The organism is Cryobacterium sp. TMB1-7 (genome assembly GCF_004402435.1).
GTDB lineage: Bacteria > Actinomycetota > Actinomycetes > Actinomycetales > Microbacteriaceae > Cryobacterium > Cryobacterium zongtaii.
Map to the genome: position 1 here is coordinate 33,296 of NZ_SOFZ01000010.1, position 15,257 is coordinate 48,552.

Annotated in this window: 12 protein-coding genes; 1 reads left to right on the forward strand and 11 read right to left on the reverse strand. The window is 67.5% G+C overall.

Features of this window, described 5'->3' with window-relative positions:
- Nucleotides 1-64: 64 nt before the first annotated feature.
- The 11 genes from E3O60_RS03590 to E3O60_RS03640 all read right to left on the reverse strand — a co-directional run bounded on the left by E3O60_RS03590 (nt 65) and on the right by E3O60_RS03640 (nt 14,124).
- On the reverse strand, nt 65-1,513 hold the full coding sequence (locus E3O60_RS03590; protein ID WP_134497148.1) for a sugar transferase: 1,449 nt from the start codon (nt 1,511-1,513) through the stop codon (nt 65-67).
- Nucleotides 1,504-2,487, reverse strand: coding sequence for a hypothetical protein (locus E3O60_RS03595; RefSeq protein ID WP_134497150.1), 984 nt, complete (start codon nt 2,485-2,487; stop codon nt 1,504-1,506). Before E3O60_RS03595 ends, E3O60_RS03590 begins: the two co-directional genes overlap by 10 nt.
- Before the next feature lie 9 nt (nt 2,488-2,496).
- Complete coding sequence (locus tag E3O60_RS03600; RefSeq protein WP_134497152.1) at nt 2,497-3,102, reverse strand: low molecular weight phosphatase family protein; 606 nt, start codon at nt 3,100-3,102, stop codon at nt 2,497-2,499.
- Nucleotides 3,102-4,544 carry a polysaccharide biosynthesis tyrosine autokinase gene (locus E3O60_RS03605; RefSeq protein ID WP_134497154.1) on the reverse strand — a complete coding sequence of 481 codons (1,443 nt, stop codon included), beginning with the start codon at nt 4,542-4,544 and terminating at the stop codon, nt 3,102-3,104. Before E3O60_RS03605 ends, E3O60_RS03600 begins: the two co-directional genes overlap by 1 nt.
- Before the next feature lie 171 nt (nt 4,545-4,715).
- Nucleotides 4,716-7,100 (reverse strand): ATP-binding protein, encoded by a 2,385-nt coding sequence (locus E3O60_RS03610; protein ID WP_134497156.1) that lies wholly within the window; start codon nt 7,098-7,100, stop codon nt 4,716-4,718.
- The gene (locus tag E3O60_RS03615; RefSeq protein WP_134408091.1) at nt 7,097-7,747 is read right to left on the reverse strand and encodes a response regulator transcription factor; all 651 of its coding nucleotides are present in this window, start codon (nt 7,745-7,747) and stop codon (nt 7,097-7,099) included. Before E3O60_RS03615 ends, E3O60_RS03610 begins: the two co-directional genes overlap by 4 nt.
- Before the next feature lie 70 nt (nt 7,748-7,817).
- Nucleotides 7,818-8,540: a thymidine kinase gene (locus E3O60_RS03620; RefSeq protein ID WP_134497158.1), complete on the reverse strand. Its 723-nt coding sequence runs from the start codon at nt 8,538-8,540 to the stop codon at nt 7,818-7,820.
- A 51-nt stretch (nt 8,541-8,591) separates the two neighbouring features.
- Nucleotides 8,592-9,929 carry a hypothetical protein gene (locus E3O60_RS03625; protein WP_088455153.1) on the reverse strand — a complete coding sequence of 446 codons (1,338 nt, stop codon included), beginning with the start codon at nt 9,927-9,929 and terminating at the stop codon, nt 8,592-8,594.
- Nucleotides 9,926-11,257, reverse strand: a complete 1,332-nt coding sequence (locus E3O60_RS03630; RefSeq protein ID WP_134497160.1) for a sensor histidine kinase — start codon at nt 11,255-11,257, stop codon at nt 9,926-9,928. Before E3O60_RS03630 ends, E3O60_RS03625 begins: the two co-directional genes overlap by 4 nt.
- Before the next feature lie 83 nt (nt 11,258-11,340).
- Nucleotides 11,341-12,417: an Rv2578c family radical SAM protein gene (locus E3O60_RS03635; protein ID WP_134497162.1), complete on the reverse strand. Its 1,077-nt coding sequence runs from the start codon at nt 12,415-12,417 to the stop codon at nt 11,341-11,343.
- A 231-nt stretch (nt 12,418-12,648) separates the two neighbouring features.
- Complete coding sequence (locus E3O60_RS03640) at nt 12,649-14,124, reverse strand: malate:quinone oxidoreductase (protein WP_134497164.1); 1,476 nt, start codon at nt 14,122-14,124, stop codon at nt 12,649-12,651.
- Between the two features lie 90 nt (nt 14,125-14,214).
- Here E3O60_RS03640 and E3O60_RS03645 point away from each other — a divergent pair, with 90 nt between their 5' ends.
- On the forward strand, nt 14,215-15,210 hold the full coding sequence (locus E3O60_RS03645) for a glycoside hydrolase family 6 protein (RefSeq protein WP_134497166.1): 996 nt from the start codon (nt 14,215-14,217) through the stop codon (nt 15,208-15,210).
- Nucleotides 15,211-15,257 lie beyond the last annotated feature (47 nt).

The following is a 15,257-nucleotide window of genomic DNA, read 5'->3' on the forward strand; positions in this document are numbered from 1 at the left end:
TGGTTCTGGTGCTCGCACTTTTCGCGGGTGGTCGCTGCTAGCGCAGAAAATTGGTACAGAAAAGTCAATACGCTCCAGCTGGCCGAAGGATCGCTCGGATAGTGCGGTAGAGGATGATCACGTCCCCGGTCGGAGACCAGTTCTCGACGTAATACAAATCGAGTCTGATGCTGTCCTCCCAAGAGAGGTCTGAACGTCCGCTAACTTGCCAAAGCCCCGTGATGCCTGGTTTAACGAGCAATCGTCGACGTGCCGAACCGTCGTAAGACTCGACCTCGCGAGCGAGAGGAGGGCGCGGCCCCACAAGTGCCATGTCACCTCGGAACACGTTGATAAGCTGCGGGAGCTCATCAAGGCTGTAGCGACGCAGCACCGACCCAACCTTGGTAACTCTCGGATCTGCCCTAAGTTTGAACAACACGCCGTTGCCGTCAGACTGATCCAGCAGAGTCGGCAGCTTGGCCTCAGCATCTGCAACCATCGAGCGAAATTTGACCATTCTGAACACGTGGCCGTTCAACCCCACACGTTCCTGATGAAACCAGACCGGGCCGGGGCTGTCTCGACGCACAGCGACAACAATCCACAAGAAGATAGGACTCAGAACCAGGAGACCTAGACCAGAGGCTATGAGGTCAAAGGCCCGTTTTGCGGAATGCCGGGCACCCTCGAATGAAGGAAAGTCAACCTGGATGAGGGGCAATCCTGAGACCTGACGTGCATGGATACGTGGGCCTGCTACGTCGGTCAGTGCCGGCGCCATGATGAGATCGACCTTGAGCACTTCAAGTTCCCAGCCGAGCTCGCGCAGCCTCCGCGGTCCGAAATTATCGGCTCCTGTGAAGATAACTGTGTCGGCGCCGACCCGCTCAATCGACTCGAGAATTTGGCTGAAGTCCCCCAGGACCGGAACACCGTCGACAAGATTCTGCGCGACCTTACCGTTTTCCGAAATGGCTCCAACTACTGAAAGTCCCGCTGCCATATCTCGGCGGATTCCAACAACGACATGGACGCATTTGTCCCGCTCCCCCACAACTATGGTCCGGTGCACATAGCGACCCTCGAGCCGCCGCCTTACGAGCCACTGCCGCCATCCCCATCGGCCGAGAAGTAACAAGATGAGCCCGATCGGTAGTGCCGTGAGAAAGTACCCACGAGCCAAATCCACTTTGAGCAGGAATACGATAATCGCTGTAAAACCAAATATCCGAGCGCTTGCGTCCAGAATGCGTTTGTACTCGGTGCTACCGGTTCCAATGGTCTTGTGATCACGAGTGGCGTAGTACTCGAGTGCCAACATCCAGAACGCGATTAGACCTAGGGAGACGAGAGTGTAGCCGATCGTGAAATCGGTAATATTCTCGATGGGAATGCGCAGTTCCGAGCGTCGCGGCCCGAACCACAAGACTTGGCTACCCAAGACCGCCCCAACGATGACCGCGAGGTCTGTGAAGAAGAGCCGGGCCGCGTAAGCACGCTGCCAGCTCAACGTGCGGCTGTTCACCCCCACGTCGCACCGCCATCTGCAGACCGGGCGAACCGGTCGCCTGCCCAGAGCCAGAGTGTGCCGTCCTCGCCTACTGAGAGACCAGTCTCACCCGGGCCGACAATCGCATCAACGCAGGGCCGCGACGTGTCATCGAGGGCGCCATCTCGAGACACGCTAACCAGCGAGATACCGACGCAACCCGCCGGATTCGCGACTGCGACCTGGAATCCCTCGTTCGTCCCCGCAATGGCCGCCGCGCCCGGAACGTTCGAAGGGGCAGACCATGTAGCGCCAGAGTCCTGGGTCGTGAATACGGAAGCGTCGATGCATAGGACGGCAGCAGTGGAGCTGTCTGCGACCGCGATCGCGGCCACGGAAACGCACGGAGCCGCCACATCACCGGCGGGGGTATGCGCTGTGTTTGAAGTGGCCGGGTTGACGTACCACTCCGCCGCGACGCGATCTGGGTATGACTTCCACGCGTTGCCCGCGACGAATGTTGTGACGAGTTGGGGTCCACAGTCAGCCGCGTCGAGGGTCACCAGTGACACCTCTGAATCATCGGCAACATTGATCGCCAATACGGACGACGCGCCCGTTTCAGTCGAAGCGTTGAAGCTCTCCCAAGTCGCACCTGAATCCGTGGTGAGTTCGAGATTAGCCGAGGTGGAAGGGCAGGTGCCGGTTAGAGCGCGCCAAGCTGTTGACTCGTCAAGTGCGCCAAGGATTCGGGTTGGGACGACTGTCGCTGTGGCCATGGCCTCGACAGGCTCGACTTCCGGGGCCGGCGTGGCCTCGGGGGTTTCGACCGGTGAGAGGGTAGCGGTCGGCACAGCCGCCACCGTTCCTGCGCTGGCCGCTGGCTTGGGAGCCGTCAGCGCAAAGGCGACCAGGCCGGCGTCGACAAGAAGGAAGACGGCAAGGCCGGCGATAAGAAGGCGTCGGCGGGTGCGGTTGTTGCGGTTCTTGCGGCTGCTGGGTTTGCTTGCGCCCATGGTGCCCCCCTAGGGCTGAAGAACTCTGGTAGATCTGTGGAACAGTGACACGACATCGTTCACAGCAGGGACAAGCTGGCGGGCTGATTCGGCATAGACCTCATCGCTGCGGCGGTAAGGGTCGACTACGTCATCATCGTCGGGAGAATCGGGCGGCTTCACTCCCCCGCGCTGTGACGCCGCCAAACCAACCAGTGTGGAGAAGCGACCGACAACGTCGTGCAATTGCAGCGCCGCGGCCTCGTCGAGGTCTTCGTCGGTGACCCCATTGATAAGTCTCGCGAATTCACGAATGGTGAAGGTATACCGAATTGCCCGCGGAAGGAGTTCCACGATCGCCCGTCGATGCTCCCTCGACATGGCGAAGACGAGGTCAGCCTCACTGAGATGCTCCGCTGTTAGAACTCGTGCAACGTGCGCCGTGGGATCGCCGCCGTAATGCCGGGACAGGTCGGCGGCTTTATGGGGCATCGCGTGACCGGCAAGGCCGATTGTTCCGGCACTGCCGAGCGTGACCTCGGGCCACGGCGCCAAACCGACGCGGAGTAACTGCTCGGCGAGCGGTGACCGGCAGATGTTTCCGGAGCACACCGTGAGGATCGTGAACTTAGCCATTACGCAGTTCTCCGTCGCGTCTTGCCGAACCTGCGACGGCCGGGCACGTCGCGCACCTCCACGGCTTTCTCTTCCTCAAGGGCCGTGCCATAGCTGTACTGGCCGTAACCGTAGGAATCGGGGCCTTTGGTGGGGAGCATCGTGATGACCATGCCCACAAGTCGGCTACCGGCGCGCTCGAGAGCCTTCAGCGCACTGGCCAGCTCGTTGCGCTTGGTGCGCCCTGAAGCTACGACCATGATCGCGCCACCGCAGAGCTTGCTCAGTACGGCCGCATCCGTCACCAGGAGCAAGGGCGGCGCGTCGATGAGCACAACGTCAAACTCGTCAGTGAGCACCGCAAGCAAATTGGCCATGGCAGCCGAACCGAGCAGCTCGCTTGGGTTTGGGGGTACGCGCCCGCTGGGTAGAACAAACAACTTGTTCTTGCCCCATTTTTGCATCACGTCGCCGAGTTCGGCCCGGCCGATGAGTACGTCTGTGAGGCCTACCCCACCCTCGATGCCCATGTACTCGGCAACACGAGGCAGCCGAAGGTCGCCGTCGACGAGAGCCACACGGGCCCCGGTCTCGGCCAGAGCGATAGCGAGGTTGGCGGTGGTGGTGCTCTTGCCCTCACCCGGGATGGAGCTGGTGACCACGAAGCTGCGAGGGCCGCCTTCGATATTGACGAACTGCAAGTTCGTGCGCAGGCTGCGGAAAGACTCCGCACGAGGGTTCTTGGGGTCAGAGTGGACGACCAGCGGCCGGATACGCGCATCGGGGTCGTTCGTGATGCCACCAAGCATCGGGGCATCCGTGACGAGGTCGATGTCGTGCAAACTGTGAATGCGAGTGTCAAGAACACTGCGCAACACGGCAAGACCGATGCCCAGCGCCAGACCTACGAGCAACCCGAGGGCGATGTTCAGCGGGACGTTCGGGCTGGCTGGAGATCCGGGAACGAGCGCGGGCTGGATCGTCGCAATTTTCACTGGGCTTACCGCCTCGCCGTCCGGCTTCTCCAGCTCGTCGACCACGATCTTGCTGAAGTTCTCACCGACGGAATTGGCGATCTTGGCAGCGAGTTCCGGATCGTCATTGGTGACGGAAACGTCAATCAGGACTGTATTTAGCGGAGACGATGATTCGACCATTCCCGCGAGCTGGGCTGCCGTGAGTTCAAGGTCGAGGTCGGTGATCACTTGATCCAGCACGATGGCACTGTTCACCACATCGACGTAAGACGTGACCGCCTGGCGGGCGAAGCTTGTACCGGCAACGAGCTCGCCACTTCCGGCTTCTCCCGAGGACTTCACAGAGACATAAAGTTGTGTGCTGGCGACGTAGGTGGGAGTAGTCGCAATGGCCGCCATAGCCGCCGCAGCGACACCAAACAGGGTCAGAGCCAGGATGAGGATCCAACTCTTGTGGAAGATCCTGAGATAGTCCTTTAGTTCCACGCGCGTTCCTTCGGTATGTACTCGTCGAGAGGAACCGCTCGTATTGCATTATCCCCGAAGTCATCTTTGCACATCTGCGGCGCAAAATGACCCTCGAACGGGAGGTGTGGGCACAGAGCGTCACGGAGGGTGGCCGCCGTGACAGCGGTCCCCCGCACGAGGGTGGCCCGGCTACTCGGGGGTCCGCACGGTGCCGTCGGGGCCGACGCCCAGGATGCGGTGGGTGCCGGACTCGATCACGAGGGTGGCCACATCCGCTCGGCCGGCCGGCAGCACACGTACGGTGACGCGGCCGTGTTCGATGGTGTCGAGCGCGTCGACGACGGTGCGGGCGAGGGTCTCGAGCTGCTCGGGCGGGGTGTCGGCGCTGTCGTCGAGCACGGTGACCTCCACGCCGCGCAGCCGGGCCGCCTGGACGGCGTGGACGACCGGGGGCACGAACAGGCAGCGGCCGCGGATGGCGTCGCGGAGGCTGGCCTCGACGAGCAGGCACTGGGCGCGCTCCTCCGCGGTGAGGGCGTGTGGCTCGGCGAGGCGCAGCAGGGTGGGCCGGGCGAGGGCGTTGACCCGGCGGAGCTGGGCCTTGCGCTCACGGATGGCCGCCACGGTGGTGGCGTCTTGCCGGGCGCGGGCCAGGTCGTCTTGAGTGAGCACCCGCAGGTCACGTTCGGAGCGGCCGAGCCCGACGACGAAGAGGCTGCCGGCGAGCAGAGTACCGGCGTGCCGACTGACCAGGTCCACCCCGACCATGGCCGACTGGCCGGTCTCGACCGCCCAGCCCACCGTGAGAAGGGCCAGCACCGCGTAGCCCATCCAGGCCGACCGGATCTGGCCGCGGGCGGCGAGCACCACCAGGATCAGGGTGATCGCGCCGAGGTGCCAGTGCGCGAACGGAGCCTCGTCGTGGGCGGGCAGGTAGCCGAACATCAAAATGGCGCCGACGCCGCTGAGGGTGAGGGCCACGGCCACCTGCGTGCGGGGGAAGGGGCGGTTCATGGGGCGCATCAGGGTAATGGCGGAGAGCACGATCGCGACGTAGGCGCCGAGCATCAGGGCCAGCGGCCGGCCGGGGACGATGTTGATGACGGCGAGCAGGCCGTGGACGAAGACGAAGAGGGCCAGGATGAGGCGGGCCATGGGGGTGGTGAGGTCGAGGGAGCTGGAGAGGAAGGTGGGGGTCTCGACAGGCTCGACCGACGGATGGGGCTCGATCGATGGGGTCTCGACAGGCTCGACCGATTGGGGTGGCGTTGGGTAAATTGGCGCGCGATTCGCGGGCTCGCGGTCGGGGGCCCAGGCCACCACTACGTCGGTGCCGCGGCCTGGGGTGGAGCGCACGTGGGCGGCGCCGTCGGGCAACCGGGACATGCGGCCCAGGATGGACTCGGCGATGCCCAGCCGCTCGGGCGGCACCTGGGCCGGGTCGAAGCCGACGCCGTCGTCGCTGACGGTGACCTGGAAGCCGTCGGTGGTGGAGAGCACCGTGACACGGCGGTGCACCGTCCGGGCGGGGTCCTGCCCCGCGGCCGAGTTGACCGAGTTGCGCAGGGCCTCGCCGACCGCGCCGAGGATGGCCGTCACGGCCGCCGACGGTACGGTGCGTTCGATGCCCGCTTCCTGGCCGGCGCGGGCCGGGTTGTCGACCTGCACCACGGCAGCCGGGGCGATTTGATTGGCGAGCGTGCCGATGCGGGCGGCGGCGTCGGAGACCAGCAGCACCGGCTGCGGCGGCGGGGCGCGCAGCGCATCGAGCTGGGTGAGGGTCTTGGACGCGTGGCCGGAAACCACGGACGGCGGGGTGCGGCCCAGGCCCGCCATCAGCAGGGTGGAAATGACACTGTCGTGCACCAGCGCGTCGATGCTCAGTCGCTCCTGCCGGCGGGCCACCCGCGCGGCCCGGTGCGCCTCGGCCTGCCGGGTGAGCAGGGTGGCCTCGTCGACGCGGGCCGAGGCGCGTCGGGCGGCCAGGGTGAACGCGACGAACACGCTGACCAGCAGCAGCGAGTACAGGCCGTCGGCCAGGCCGATGAGGGCCGGGTCGGCCTCGGCGGAAGTGGTGAAGCGCACAAAACCGCTGAGCGTGGAGGTGAGCACCGTGAACGCCCACACCAGACGGGGTTGGGCGAAGATGGCCACGGCCACGCAAGGCACCCCGGTGAAGGTGATCACCCAGGGGATGTCGGCGCCGGCGGGCAGCGGTGTGCTGCGCACGATGAGCCAGAATCCGAGGATCCCGACGAAGCTGAGCGCCTCGGCTGCGACAATGCCCCGCAGGATGCGCGCCGATCCCCACCGGGCGGTCAGGCCCAGGGCGATCGGCAGGCCGAACGACGCGGCCCAGGCGGCCGCAGCCAACGCGGAGTTCGGCCAGGCCTGCGCCAGGAACGACGGCAGTGAGAGCAGGCCGAAGATGCCGGCCGCGGCCGCCACGGCGATGCAGAGCAGCCGGGTGAGGTTGGCGGTGGCCGTGTGGGCCGGTCGCTCGGCGACCATGGGAATCGGGACGGTCGGGTCGGTGGCCTGCAGCGTGCCGGGGCTGCCCGTCAGCGCGGTCATGAGCGGCCGGGCACCGGCAGGATGCCGTCCTCCAGCGCACGCTTGTACAGGTCGATTTTGGTGTTCGCCGGCCGGCCGACCCTCTCGTACTTCGAGCGCACCCGGCGGATGTAGTCGACCACGGTGAGCTCGGACAGTCCGGTGTGCGAGGCCACCAGCGGGGCCTTGGCACCGGCGGCGTAGAGCGAGAGCACCTCCCGCTCGCGGGGGCTCAGGCCGGCATCGGAGAGGTCGGGGTCGCCATCCAGCGCTGCCGCCCACTCGGTGGAGGCGATGGTGTCGCCGGCCGCTGCCCGGGTGACCGCGTCGAGCAGCACGTCGGTGGGTTCGGACTTGCGCACCACGCCGAGCACACCGCTGCGGGCGGCGGCGCGCATGAGACCCGCGTCGTCACCGCCGGTGAACGCGAGCACGGCCGCGCCGGTGGCCCGCAGCCGGTCGACGTTGCCGGTGACGGTGGAGCCGTCGGAGAGGCGCAGGTCGAGGATCACCAGGTCGACCGGGGTCTCCCCCACCTCGGCCAGCAGCTCGGCGACCGTGGCGACGGTGGCCACCACCTCGATCTCGGGCAGGGTGGCGAACAGGCCGGCGAACCCGCGCGCCACGATCTCGTGGTCGTCGATCAGCGCAACGCGGAACCTGTGCATATCTGCCTCTTCTGCCGTGCGGAATCGAGTGCCCTGATAAATGACGGCTTTTGCCGCCGCGGATGCTTCCCTAGGGTGATGATGGGGAACTTGCCGGGGGGCAAGCTGGGGCGCTCTCGGTGGCCGGACTCGCTTCGTGCGAATCCACGCCGATTGAGCGCCCTCGCTCCGCCGGTTCCCGGCGTCGGTTGTTGAGCACGCCGTGGCTCTCCTCGAGGTAGCAGGAGCCGCAGAGCGACTCGTAGGTCACCTCGACGCCGTCGATTGCTACCTGGTCGCCGTCGAAGACGAACGCGCCGTCGACCTTGCGCCCGTTGAAGACGGCCTTGCGACCGCACCGGCAGATGGTTTTGAGTTCTTCGAGGCTGTGCGACACCTCGAGCAGCCGGCGGCTGCCCGGGAAGGCCACGGTCTGGAAGTCGGTGCGGATGCCGTAGGCGAGCACCGGGATGTTCTCGAGGATCGCGATGCGCAGCAGGTCGTCGACCTGGGTTTCGGTGAGGAACTGTGCCTCGTCGACGAGCAGGGCGCTGACGTCGAGCCCTGTGGTTGCCTCGGTCTCGCGCCGGTGCTGCTGGAACAGGGCGTAGGCATCCGTCTCGGGGGTGAGCAGAAAGTCGACGCCGCGGGTGACGCCCAGGCGGGAGAGGATGCCGCGGTCGCCCTTGGTGTCGACCGACGGCTTGGCCAGCAACACCCGGTGGCCGCGCTCCTCATAGTTGTAGGCGGCCTGGAGCATCGAGGTGCTCTTGCCGCTGTTCATCGCCCCGTATCGGAAATACAGTTTCGCCATTACCGCCGGTACCGCCCTCTTATACGTCTTGTACGTCTTGTTTCTTGAGGTTCAGCGTACTTGGCGGGGCGGTTGCTTGGCGCGAACCCCGGCGGGGGTGGCCGGGGTGGCCAGGGCCTCCCGGGGTGGCCCGACCTGGTGCGGGTCGCGGGCGCCGTCGAACTCGATGGTGAGGGAGGGGCGCCGCACGGTGACCCGCACGTTGGCGAAGACCACCCTGATGACGCCGAGGTAGGGGCGCAGCAGCGCGCGCACCTTGCGGGGCGGCAGGTCGAGGGCGGCCTGGATGGTGATGGTGTCGACCGCGACGGATGTCGGCGGTGCCGTTTTGGTGAGGGTGGGCCTGGGGGCGGTGAGGGTGGCCGGGGCGGGCCGGGGCGGCGTGGGGGTGCTCGAGCCGGTGATCTGCACGACGAGGCTGTGCGGGTCGAAGCCGGGCGCGGCGCAGAGGGCCCCGATCAGGGCGGCGGTGGCGGCACGCTGTTCGGCGCGGAACGCTGTGGCCCGGTGCTCGGGGTCGGCCACGACGAGCAGGCCCGGGGTACCGCGCTCGGCCAGGGCGGCACGTTCCCGGGTGGCCACGGAGTCCAGCCAGGTGCGGTCGATCTCGGCGACCAGGGTGCGGCGAACCTCGGCGGCGAGCTGGCCGGCCTGCGCCACGTCCAGGGCGGTGACGGTGCCACGCTCGAGGAGCTCGGCGAGGAACGGGATGACGCCGGACTTCAGGGCGGAGACCTGCTGCTCCACCACGGCCCGGGCCATCTGGCCGCGGGCTTCTTCGGTGCGGGCGACGATGGCGCGGCGGGCATCCGTCTGCCAGGCCAGGATCGAGCGCACGATGCGGCGCGAGTACGCGGCGCCGGCGGCGGTGGGCGCGAGGATCTGGGTGACCGAGACGATCGCGTACACGGCGACGGGGACGTGCACTTCATAGGAGCCGGCTTGCGGCACGGTGATCAGGATGGCGACGACACTGGCGACGGCGCCGGAGAGGGCGATCTCCCGCCACGGGCGGTAGGGGGCCAGCGCCAGGAGGAGGAAACCGATGCAGACCGGGCCGAAGTCGTCTTGGACGAGCAGGTTGTCGCCCCACCGGCTGAGCTGCTCGCAGACGTACCCGAGCAGGGCGAAGCCGGCCATGATCAGGTGGATCCGGCGGCCGAACGGCGACCGCGCCGGTTGGGTGCCGATCACCAGGGTGGCCGCGGCGGCGGCCATGGCCAGCACGGCGAGGGTGGCCATCAGGGGGTTTCGGATCTGGTCCTGTTGCAGGACCGTGGCGATCACCGAGTAGCAGAGCACGATCGAGGCGATCGCTGGCGACAGCGGCCAGGCGGCGAGGGTGCCCAGCGGGTCGAGGCGCTGCTGCGTGGCGCGATGGGCGGTCACGGGGTGGCCTTGTCGGTGGGGATGGTGGCTGGGTCGGTCTCGGTGGTCGAGGCGGGGGCTGTTTCGGCGGCGGCCGCAGCCGCGGCGGGGGCGGTTTCGGCAGCGACTTCGGCGGCCGCGGCGATGGTGCTCGGCACGATGGGCGGGGCGGGCAGGGTGAGTAACACCGAGGTGCCGGCGCCGGGACGGGACCAGATCACCACGGAGCCGCCGAGCCGCTCGATGCGTTTGCGTACCGACTGGCGCAGCCCGAGCCTGTCGTTGCCGGTCTCGGACTCCATGAAACCGCGGCCGGCGTCGAGCACCATCACCGAAACGTTCTGACCGTCGGCGTCGATGACCACTTCGGCGGTGACGATGCCGGCGTGCAGCAGCACGTTGACCAGGCATTGCTGAACCGCCAGGCCCAGCTCCGTGTCGCTCTGCGGGTCCAGGCGCGCCAGGGCCTCTTTGTCGCCGGTGATGTCCACGACGAGGCCACGGTCGCGCATACGGTCGATGGCGCGGAACACGGCGCTGGACAGCCATCCGTCGTTGCCCGCCGCGGCGGCGGTGCGCTCGTCGACGTGGGTGAGCCAGTCTCGCTCGGCGAGGGTCTGCAGGGTTTCGCGGAGGCCGGCCTCGAGGCCGCGGCTGAGCGGGCCGGGTTTGGCGCGGGCCACCGACACCAGCTGGTTGAGGGTGGTGTCGTGCATGAGGGCGATGGCGCGCACGTCGAAGTCGTGGCGCAGGATGCGGGACTCGTCGTCTTGCACGGCGCGGTGGATGGCGGGCTGGGCGGCGCGTCCGGTGCGGCGGGCGAGGCCGTCGAGCAGCATCACGCCGACCAAGAACAGATAGGTGACGACGGTGAACACGTCGGGGCGGTCGGGCACGGGGGTCTGCGAGATGGCAAGGGTGGCGGCGGCCTCGGCGAGGAGGAAGCCCAGGGTGCTCCACAGCACGCCGACGAGCGCGCCGGTGCCGGCGCCGCCGACCATGATCAGGGCCATCTTGGGCAGCGAGATCAGAAACATGTCCGAGGACGGGAAGACGCCGGGCATGCCCAGCACCGCGCTGGTGAACAGGTAGGTGCACAGGGCACCGACCAGCAGGTAGGCGATGGTCAGCGGCACCGTGCGCCAGCGGGCGAGGACCGCCAGCAGGGCGCCCATGCCGAGGATCGCGGCGACGGTGATCTGCAGCCGCTCGGTGACCGGGAACACGCTCAGCGCCAGGACCGAGAATAGGGCGCCGGCCAGGCAGACCAGGCCGAACCAGTGCGACGCCCGGGCGAGGGCACGGCTGAGCGTGGCCTTGACCAGGTGGTCGGGTAACCCAAGTGACATTGCGCCCTCTCCGCGTCTGATTATCTCAGGTGTGCGGGGGTTGGCGGGCAGCCGGTTCGACGGTGGTGTGTGCTCGGTGAGGGTCAAAACAGAGTGGGTGAGAATTCGGGCGGGAGTTCGGCGGCGATGAGGGACGGCGGCGGGGAGTTGGGGTTGCTGGGCGCGGTCAGCGCCTTGGAGAGGATGCCGCCGGTCGCCGGGTCCTCCCGGCGTCGCTGCAGGCCGTGCGCGCGGATCAGCGGCTGGATGCGCTCGGCCAACCACTGGCGGTACTCCTTGGGCGCGTAGGTCCCGCGTTTGTAAAGCTCGCGATACTGGGGCATGAGCTCGGGATGATCCTGCTCGAGCCACTGGAAGTACCACTCCTTGACCCCGGGCTTGAGGTAGAGGGCGCTGTAGAGCACCCCGGTGGCGCCGGCGGCCTTGGCCTGGCGCATGGCCTCGTCGAGGTGCGCCTTGGTGTCGGTGAGGAACGGCAGGATCGGCATCAGGAAAACCGAGCAGTCCATGCCCTTGTCGCGGATTGCGCTGACCGTGGCTAGGCGCGCCTTGGTGCTCGGGGTGCCCGGCTCGACGGCCTGCTGCAGGGCGTCGTCGTAGATGGCGATGGACATGGCGAGGTCCACCGGCACCTGTTGGCTGGCCTCGTGAAGCAGGTCGAGGTCCCGGCGTAACAGGGTGCCCTTGGTGAGGATCGAGAAGGGGGTGCCGGAGTCGGCGAGCGCGGCGATGATGCCGGGCATCAGCCGGTAGCGGCCCTCGGCCCGCTGGTACGGGTCAGTGTTGGTGCCCAGCGCCACCGGATGCTTGCCCCAAGTGGGTTTGGCGAGTTCCTTACTGAGCACCTCGGCCACGTTGACCTTCACGATGATCTCGTTGTCGAAGTCCTTGCCCGCGTCGAGGTCGAGGTAGTTGTGGGTGGGGCGGGCGAAGCAATAGGTGCACGCATGAGAGCAGCCGCGGTACGGGTTGATGGTCCAGCCGAAGGGCATCGCACTCTGGCCGGGCACCCGGTTGAGGGCGGACTTGGCGAGCACCTCGTGGAAGGTGATCCCGTCGAACTCGGGGGTGCGGACGCTGCGCACCAGGTTGTTCAGCCGGGCCAGGCCGGGCAGCGGGCCGGCCTGCTCGGTCGTTAGTTCCTGTCCACTCCAGCGCATGCATCCAGTCGAACACATGTTCGAGTGGGATGCAAGGTGGTGGGTGTCATGCGGGGTGGCTCAACCGGCGGGGCGCCGCATCCGCCGGTCTTGACGTTATGCGGGGTAGGCGCCGTTATGCGGGGGGCACGCCACCCGCACAGCGGCGCCTGACCCGCATAGCTCGCGGTCGGGCAGCGGATGCGGGACGCAGGCGCAGGCGCAGGCGCAGCGCAGGCTGGCCGGCCGCGCCTACGCGGTGAGGTGCAGGGTCTTGGCGGTGGCGGCCAGGGAGGCGGCGGCCGCGGCGGGATCGTCGGAGAGTTTGGTGCCCAGGCTCGGGACCATCTCGCGCAGCTGCGGCTCCCAGCGGGAGTACTCGCTCGGGAAGCAGCGCTTGAGGAGGTCGACCATGATCGGCGCGGCGGTGGAGGCTCCGGGCGAAGCGCCGAGGAGCCCGGCGATGCTGCCGTCGGCGGAGGTGATGACCTCGGTGCCGAACTGCAGGATGCCGCCGGCCTTGGCGTCCTTCTTCATGACCTGCACCCGCTGGCCGGCGGTGATCAGCTCCCAGTCCTCGGCCTTGGCCGTGGGCATGAACTCGCGCAGTGCGTTGAGCTTGGCCGTGCGGGAGGCAAAGACCTCGCCGACCAGGTACTTCATCAGGCCGAAGTTGTTCTTGGCCACGGCGAGCATCGGCACGAGGTTGTGCGCGCGCACGGAGAAGGGCAGGTCGAACCAGGTGCTGGTCTTGAGGAACTTGGGGCTGAACCCGGCAAATGGGCCGAAGAGCAGCGAGGTCTCGCCATCCACTACCCGGGTGTCGAGGTGCGGCACCGACATCGGCGGCGCGCCCACGGCGGCCTTGCCGTAGACCTTGGCCTGGTGCTGTTTGACGATGGCGGGGTTATTGGTGCGCAGGAACTGACCGCTGATCGGGAAGCCGCCGAAGCCCTTGATTTCGGGGATGCCGCTCTTCTGCAGCAGCGCGAGGGCGCCGCCGCCGGCACCGACAAAGACAAAGCGGGCCTCGACGGTGTTCGTGTAACGACCCACCAGGCTGAGCAGTTTGAGCTTCCAGGAGCCGTCGTCCTGCTGCTTGAGCGCGGTGACCTGCTGGTTGAGGTGCACGTCGGTGCCGCGCTTCTTGAGCGAGGCGAACAGGTAGCGGGTGAGGGCGCCGAAGTCCACGTCGGTGCCGGCCTCGATGCGGGTCGCCGCGATCTTCTGCTTGGCGGCGCGCTTCTTGGTCAGCAGCGGGGTCCACTTTTCGATGACGGCGGGGTCCTCGCTGTATTCCATCCCGGCGAACAGCGGCTGGTCGGCGAGCACGGCCATGCGCTTGCGCAGGTAGTCCACGTTGGCGGTGCCGTGCACGAAGGTCATGTGCGGGGTGGAGTTGATGAACTTCTCCGGCTCGGGCAGCACCCCGGTCTCCACCAGGTGCGACCAGAGTTGGCGGCTGATCTGGAACTGCTCGTTGATGGCGACGGCCTTCTCGGCCGTGACGGTGCCGTCGGCAGCCTGAGGCATGTAGTTGAGTTCGCAGAGCGCGGCGTGGCCGGTCCCGGCGTTGTTCCACGGGTTGGAGCTCTCCTGCGCGAGCTCACCGAGGCGCTCGTAGACCTGGATGTTCCAGTCCGGCTGCAGTTCGGCGAGCAGGGTGGCCAGGGTGGCGCTCATGATTCCCCCGCCAATCAGGGCGACATCGACCTTTTCTGAATTCACGCTCTAACTCTAACCCGCCGCGCGGGCCGCTCCGCCGGGGCGCAGCAGCCCCCGGCTGCGAACGCCGGATGCGGGCGATAAGGTTGCAAAATGGACTCGACCGGTAGTCGTCTCGGCCTTTCCCTGGGCATCATCACCCTCGCTGCGCCCATCGTGGCGCTCGGCCTGTTCATCGGCAGCTTCGCGGTCACCGCCACCAGCGCAGCCGCCGGCAACCCTCTCGCCGGCCGCTCCTTCTATACCAACCCGAACTCGACCGCGCAGGTGGCTGCCACCGCCGCCGCGGTCGCCGACCCGGACTCCGCCGCGGCCGCCACCCTCGGCAAGCTGGCCGAGCAACCCTCCGCGATCTGGCTGATGCCGGAGAAGTACCCGCTGAACACCGTGCAGGCCGACGTCACCGCCATCGCGGATGCCGCCGAAGAGGTCGGGCAGACGCCGGTGTTCGTGGTCTACGGCATCCCCGACCGCGACTGCGGCAACTTCTCGGCCGGCGGCCTCTCGGAGACCGACTATCCCACCTGGGTGGCCTCCATCGCGACGGCGCTGACGCTGAAGGCATCCGTGGTTATTCTCGAACCGGATGCGCTGGCGCTGGCCACCGAGTGCGGCAATGTCGAGCAGAGGGTGGCGCAGATTCAGCAAGGCGTGGCCGCTTTTGCGCCCACGGTCGCCACGGTCTACCTCGACGCCGGCCACTCCGACTGGCTCACCCCGGCCACCGCCGCCGATCTACTCAACCGCGCCGGCGTCGCGCAGGTGCGCGGTTTCGCGACCAACGTCTCCAACTACAACGACTCGGCGGCCGAGCAGGCCTTCGGTGAGGCGGTCTCCGCGCTTACCGGCGGGGCCCACTTCGTCGTCGACACCTCGCGCAACGGCCGGGGCGGCAACGGCGAATGGTGCAACCCTGCCGGCCAAGCTTTGGGCGGCACTCCCGAGGCCACAACGGATGGGGCCTCGCGCGACGCGAATCTGTGGGTGAAGGAGCCGGGCGAGAGCGACGGCACCTGCAACGGCGGTCCGGCCGCCGGCGAATGGTGGAACGAGCGGGCCCTCGAGCTCGCGGCCGCTGCCGGCTGGTAGCCGGGCGGCGGGCCGAATCGGGTCTATCTGATGGATGCTCGACCCGC

What these genes read in the sequence shown, in the direction of transcription:
- E3O60_RS03595 (WP_134497150.1), bottom strand. Translation starts at nt 2,487, where the DNA reads ATGGGCGCAAGCAAACCCAGCAGCCGCAAGAACCGCAACAACCGCACC.
- E3O60_RS03600 (WP_134497152.1), bottom strand. Translation starts at nt 3,102, where the DNA reads ATGGCTAAGTTCACGATCCTCACGGTGTGCTCCGGAAACATCTGCCGG.
- E3O60_RS03610 (WP_134497156.1), bottom strand. Translation starts at nt 7,100, where the DNA reads ATGACCGCGCTGACGGGCAGCCCCGGCACGCTGCAGGCCACCGACCCG.
- E3O60_RS03615 (WP_134408091.1), bottom strand. Translation starts at nt 7,747, where the DNA reads ATGCACAGGTTCCGCGTTGCGCTGATCGACGACCACGAGATCGTGGCG.
- E3O60_RS03620 (WP_134497158.1), bottom strand. Translation starts at nt 8,540, where the DNA reads ATGGCGAAACTGTATTTCCGATACGGGGCGATGAACAGCGGCAAGAGC.
- E3O60_RS03630 (WP_134497160.1), bottom strand. Translation starts at nt 11,257, where the DNA reads ATGTCACTTGGGTTACCCGACCACCTGGTCAAGGCCACGCTCAGCCGT.
- E3O60_RS03635 (WP_134497162.1), bottom strand. Translation starts at nt 12,417, where the DNA reads ATGCGCTGGAGTGGACAGGAACTAACGACCGAGCAGGCCGGCCCGCTG.
- E3O60_RS03645 (WP_134497166.1), top strand. Translation starts at nt 14,215, where the DNA reads ATGGACTCGACCGGTAGTCGTCTCGGCCTTTCCCTGGGCATCATCACC.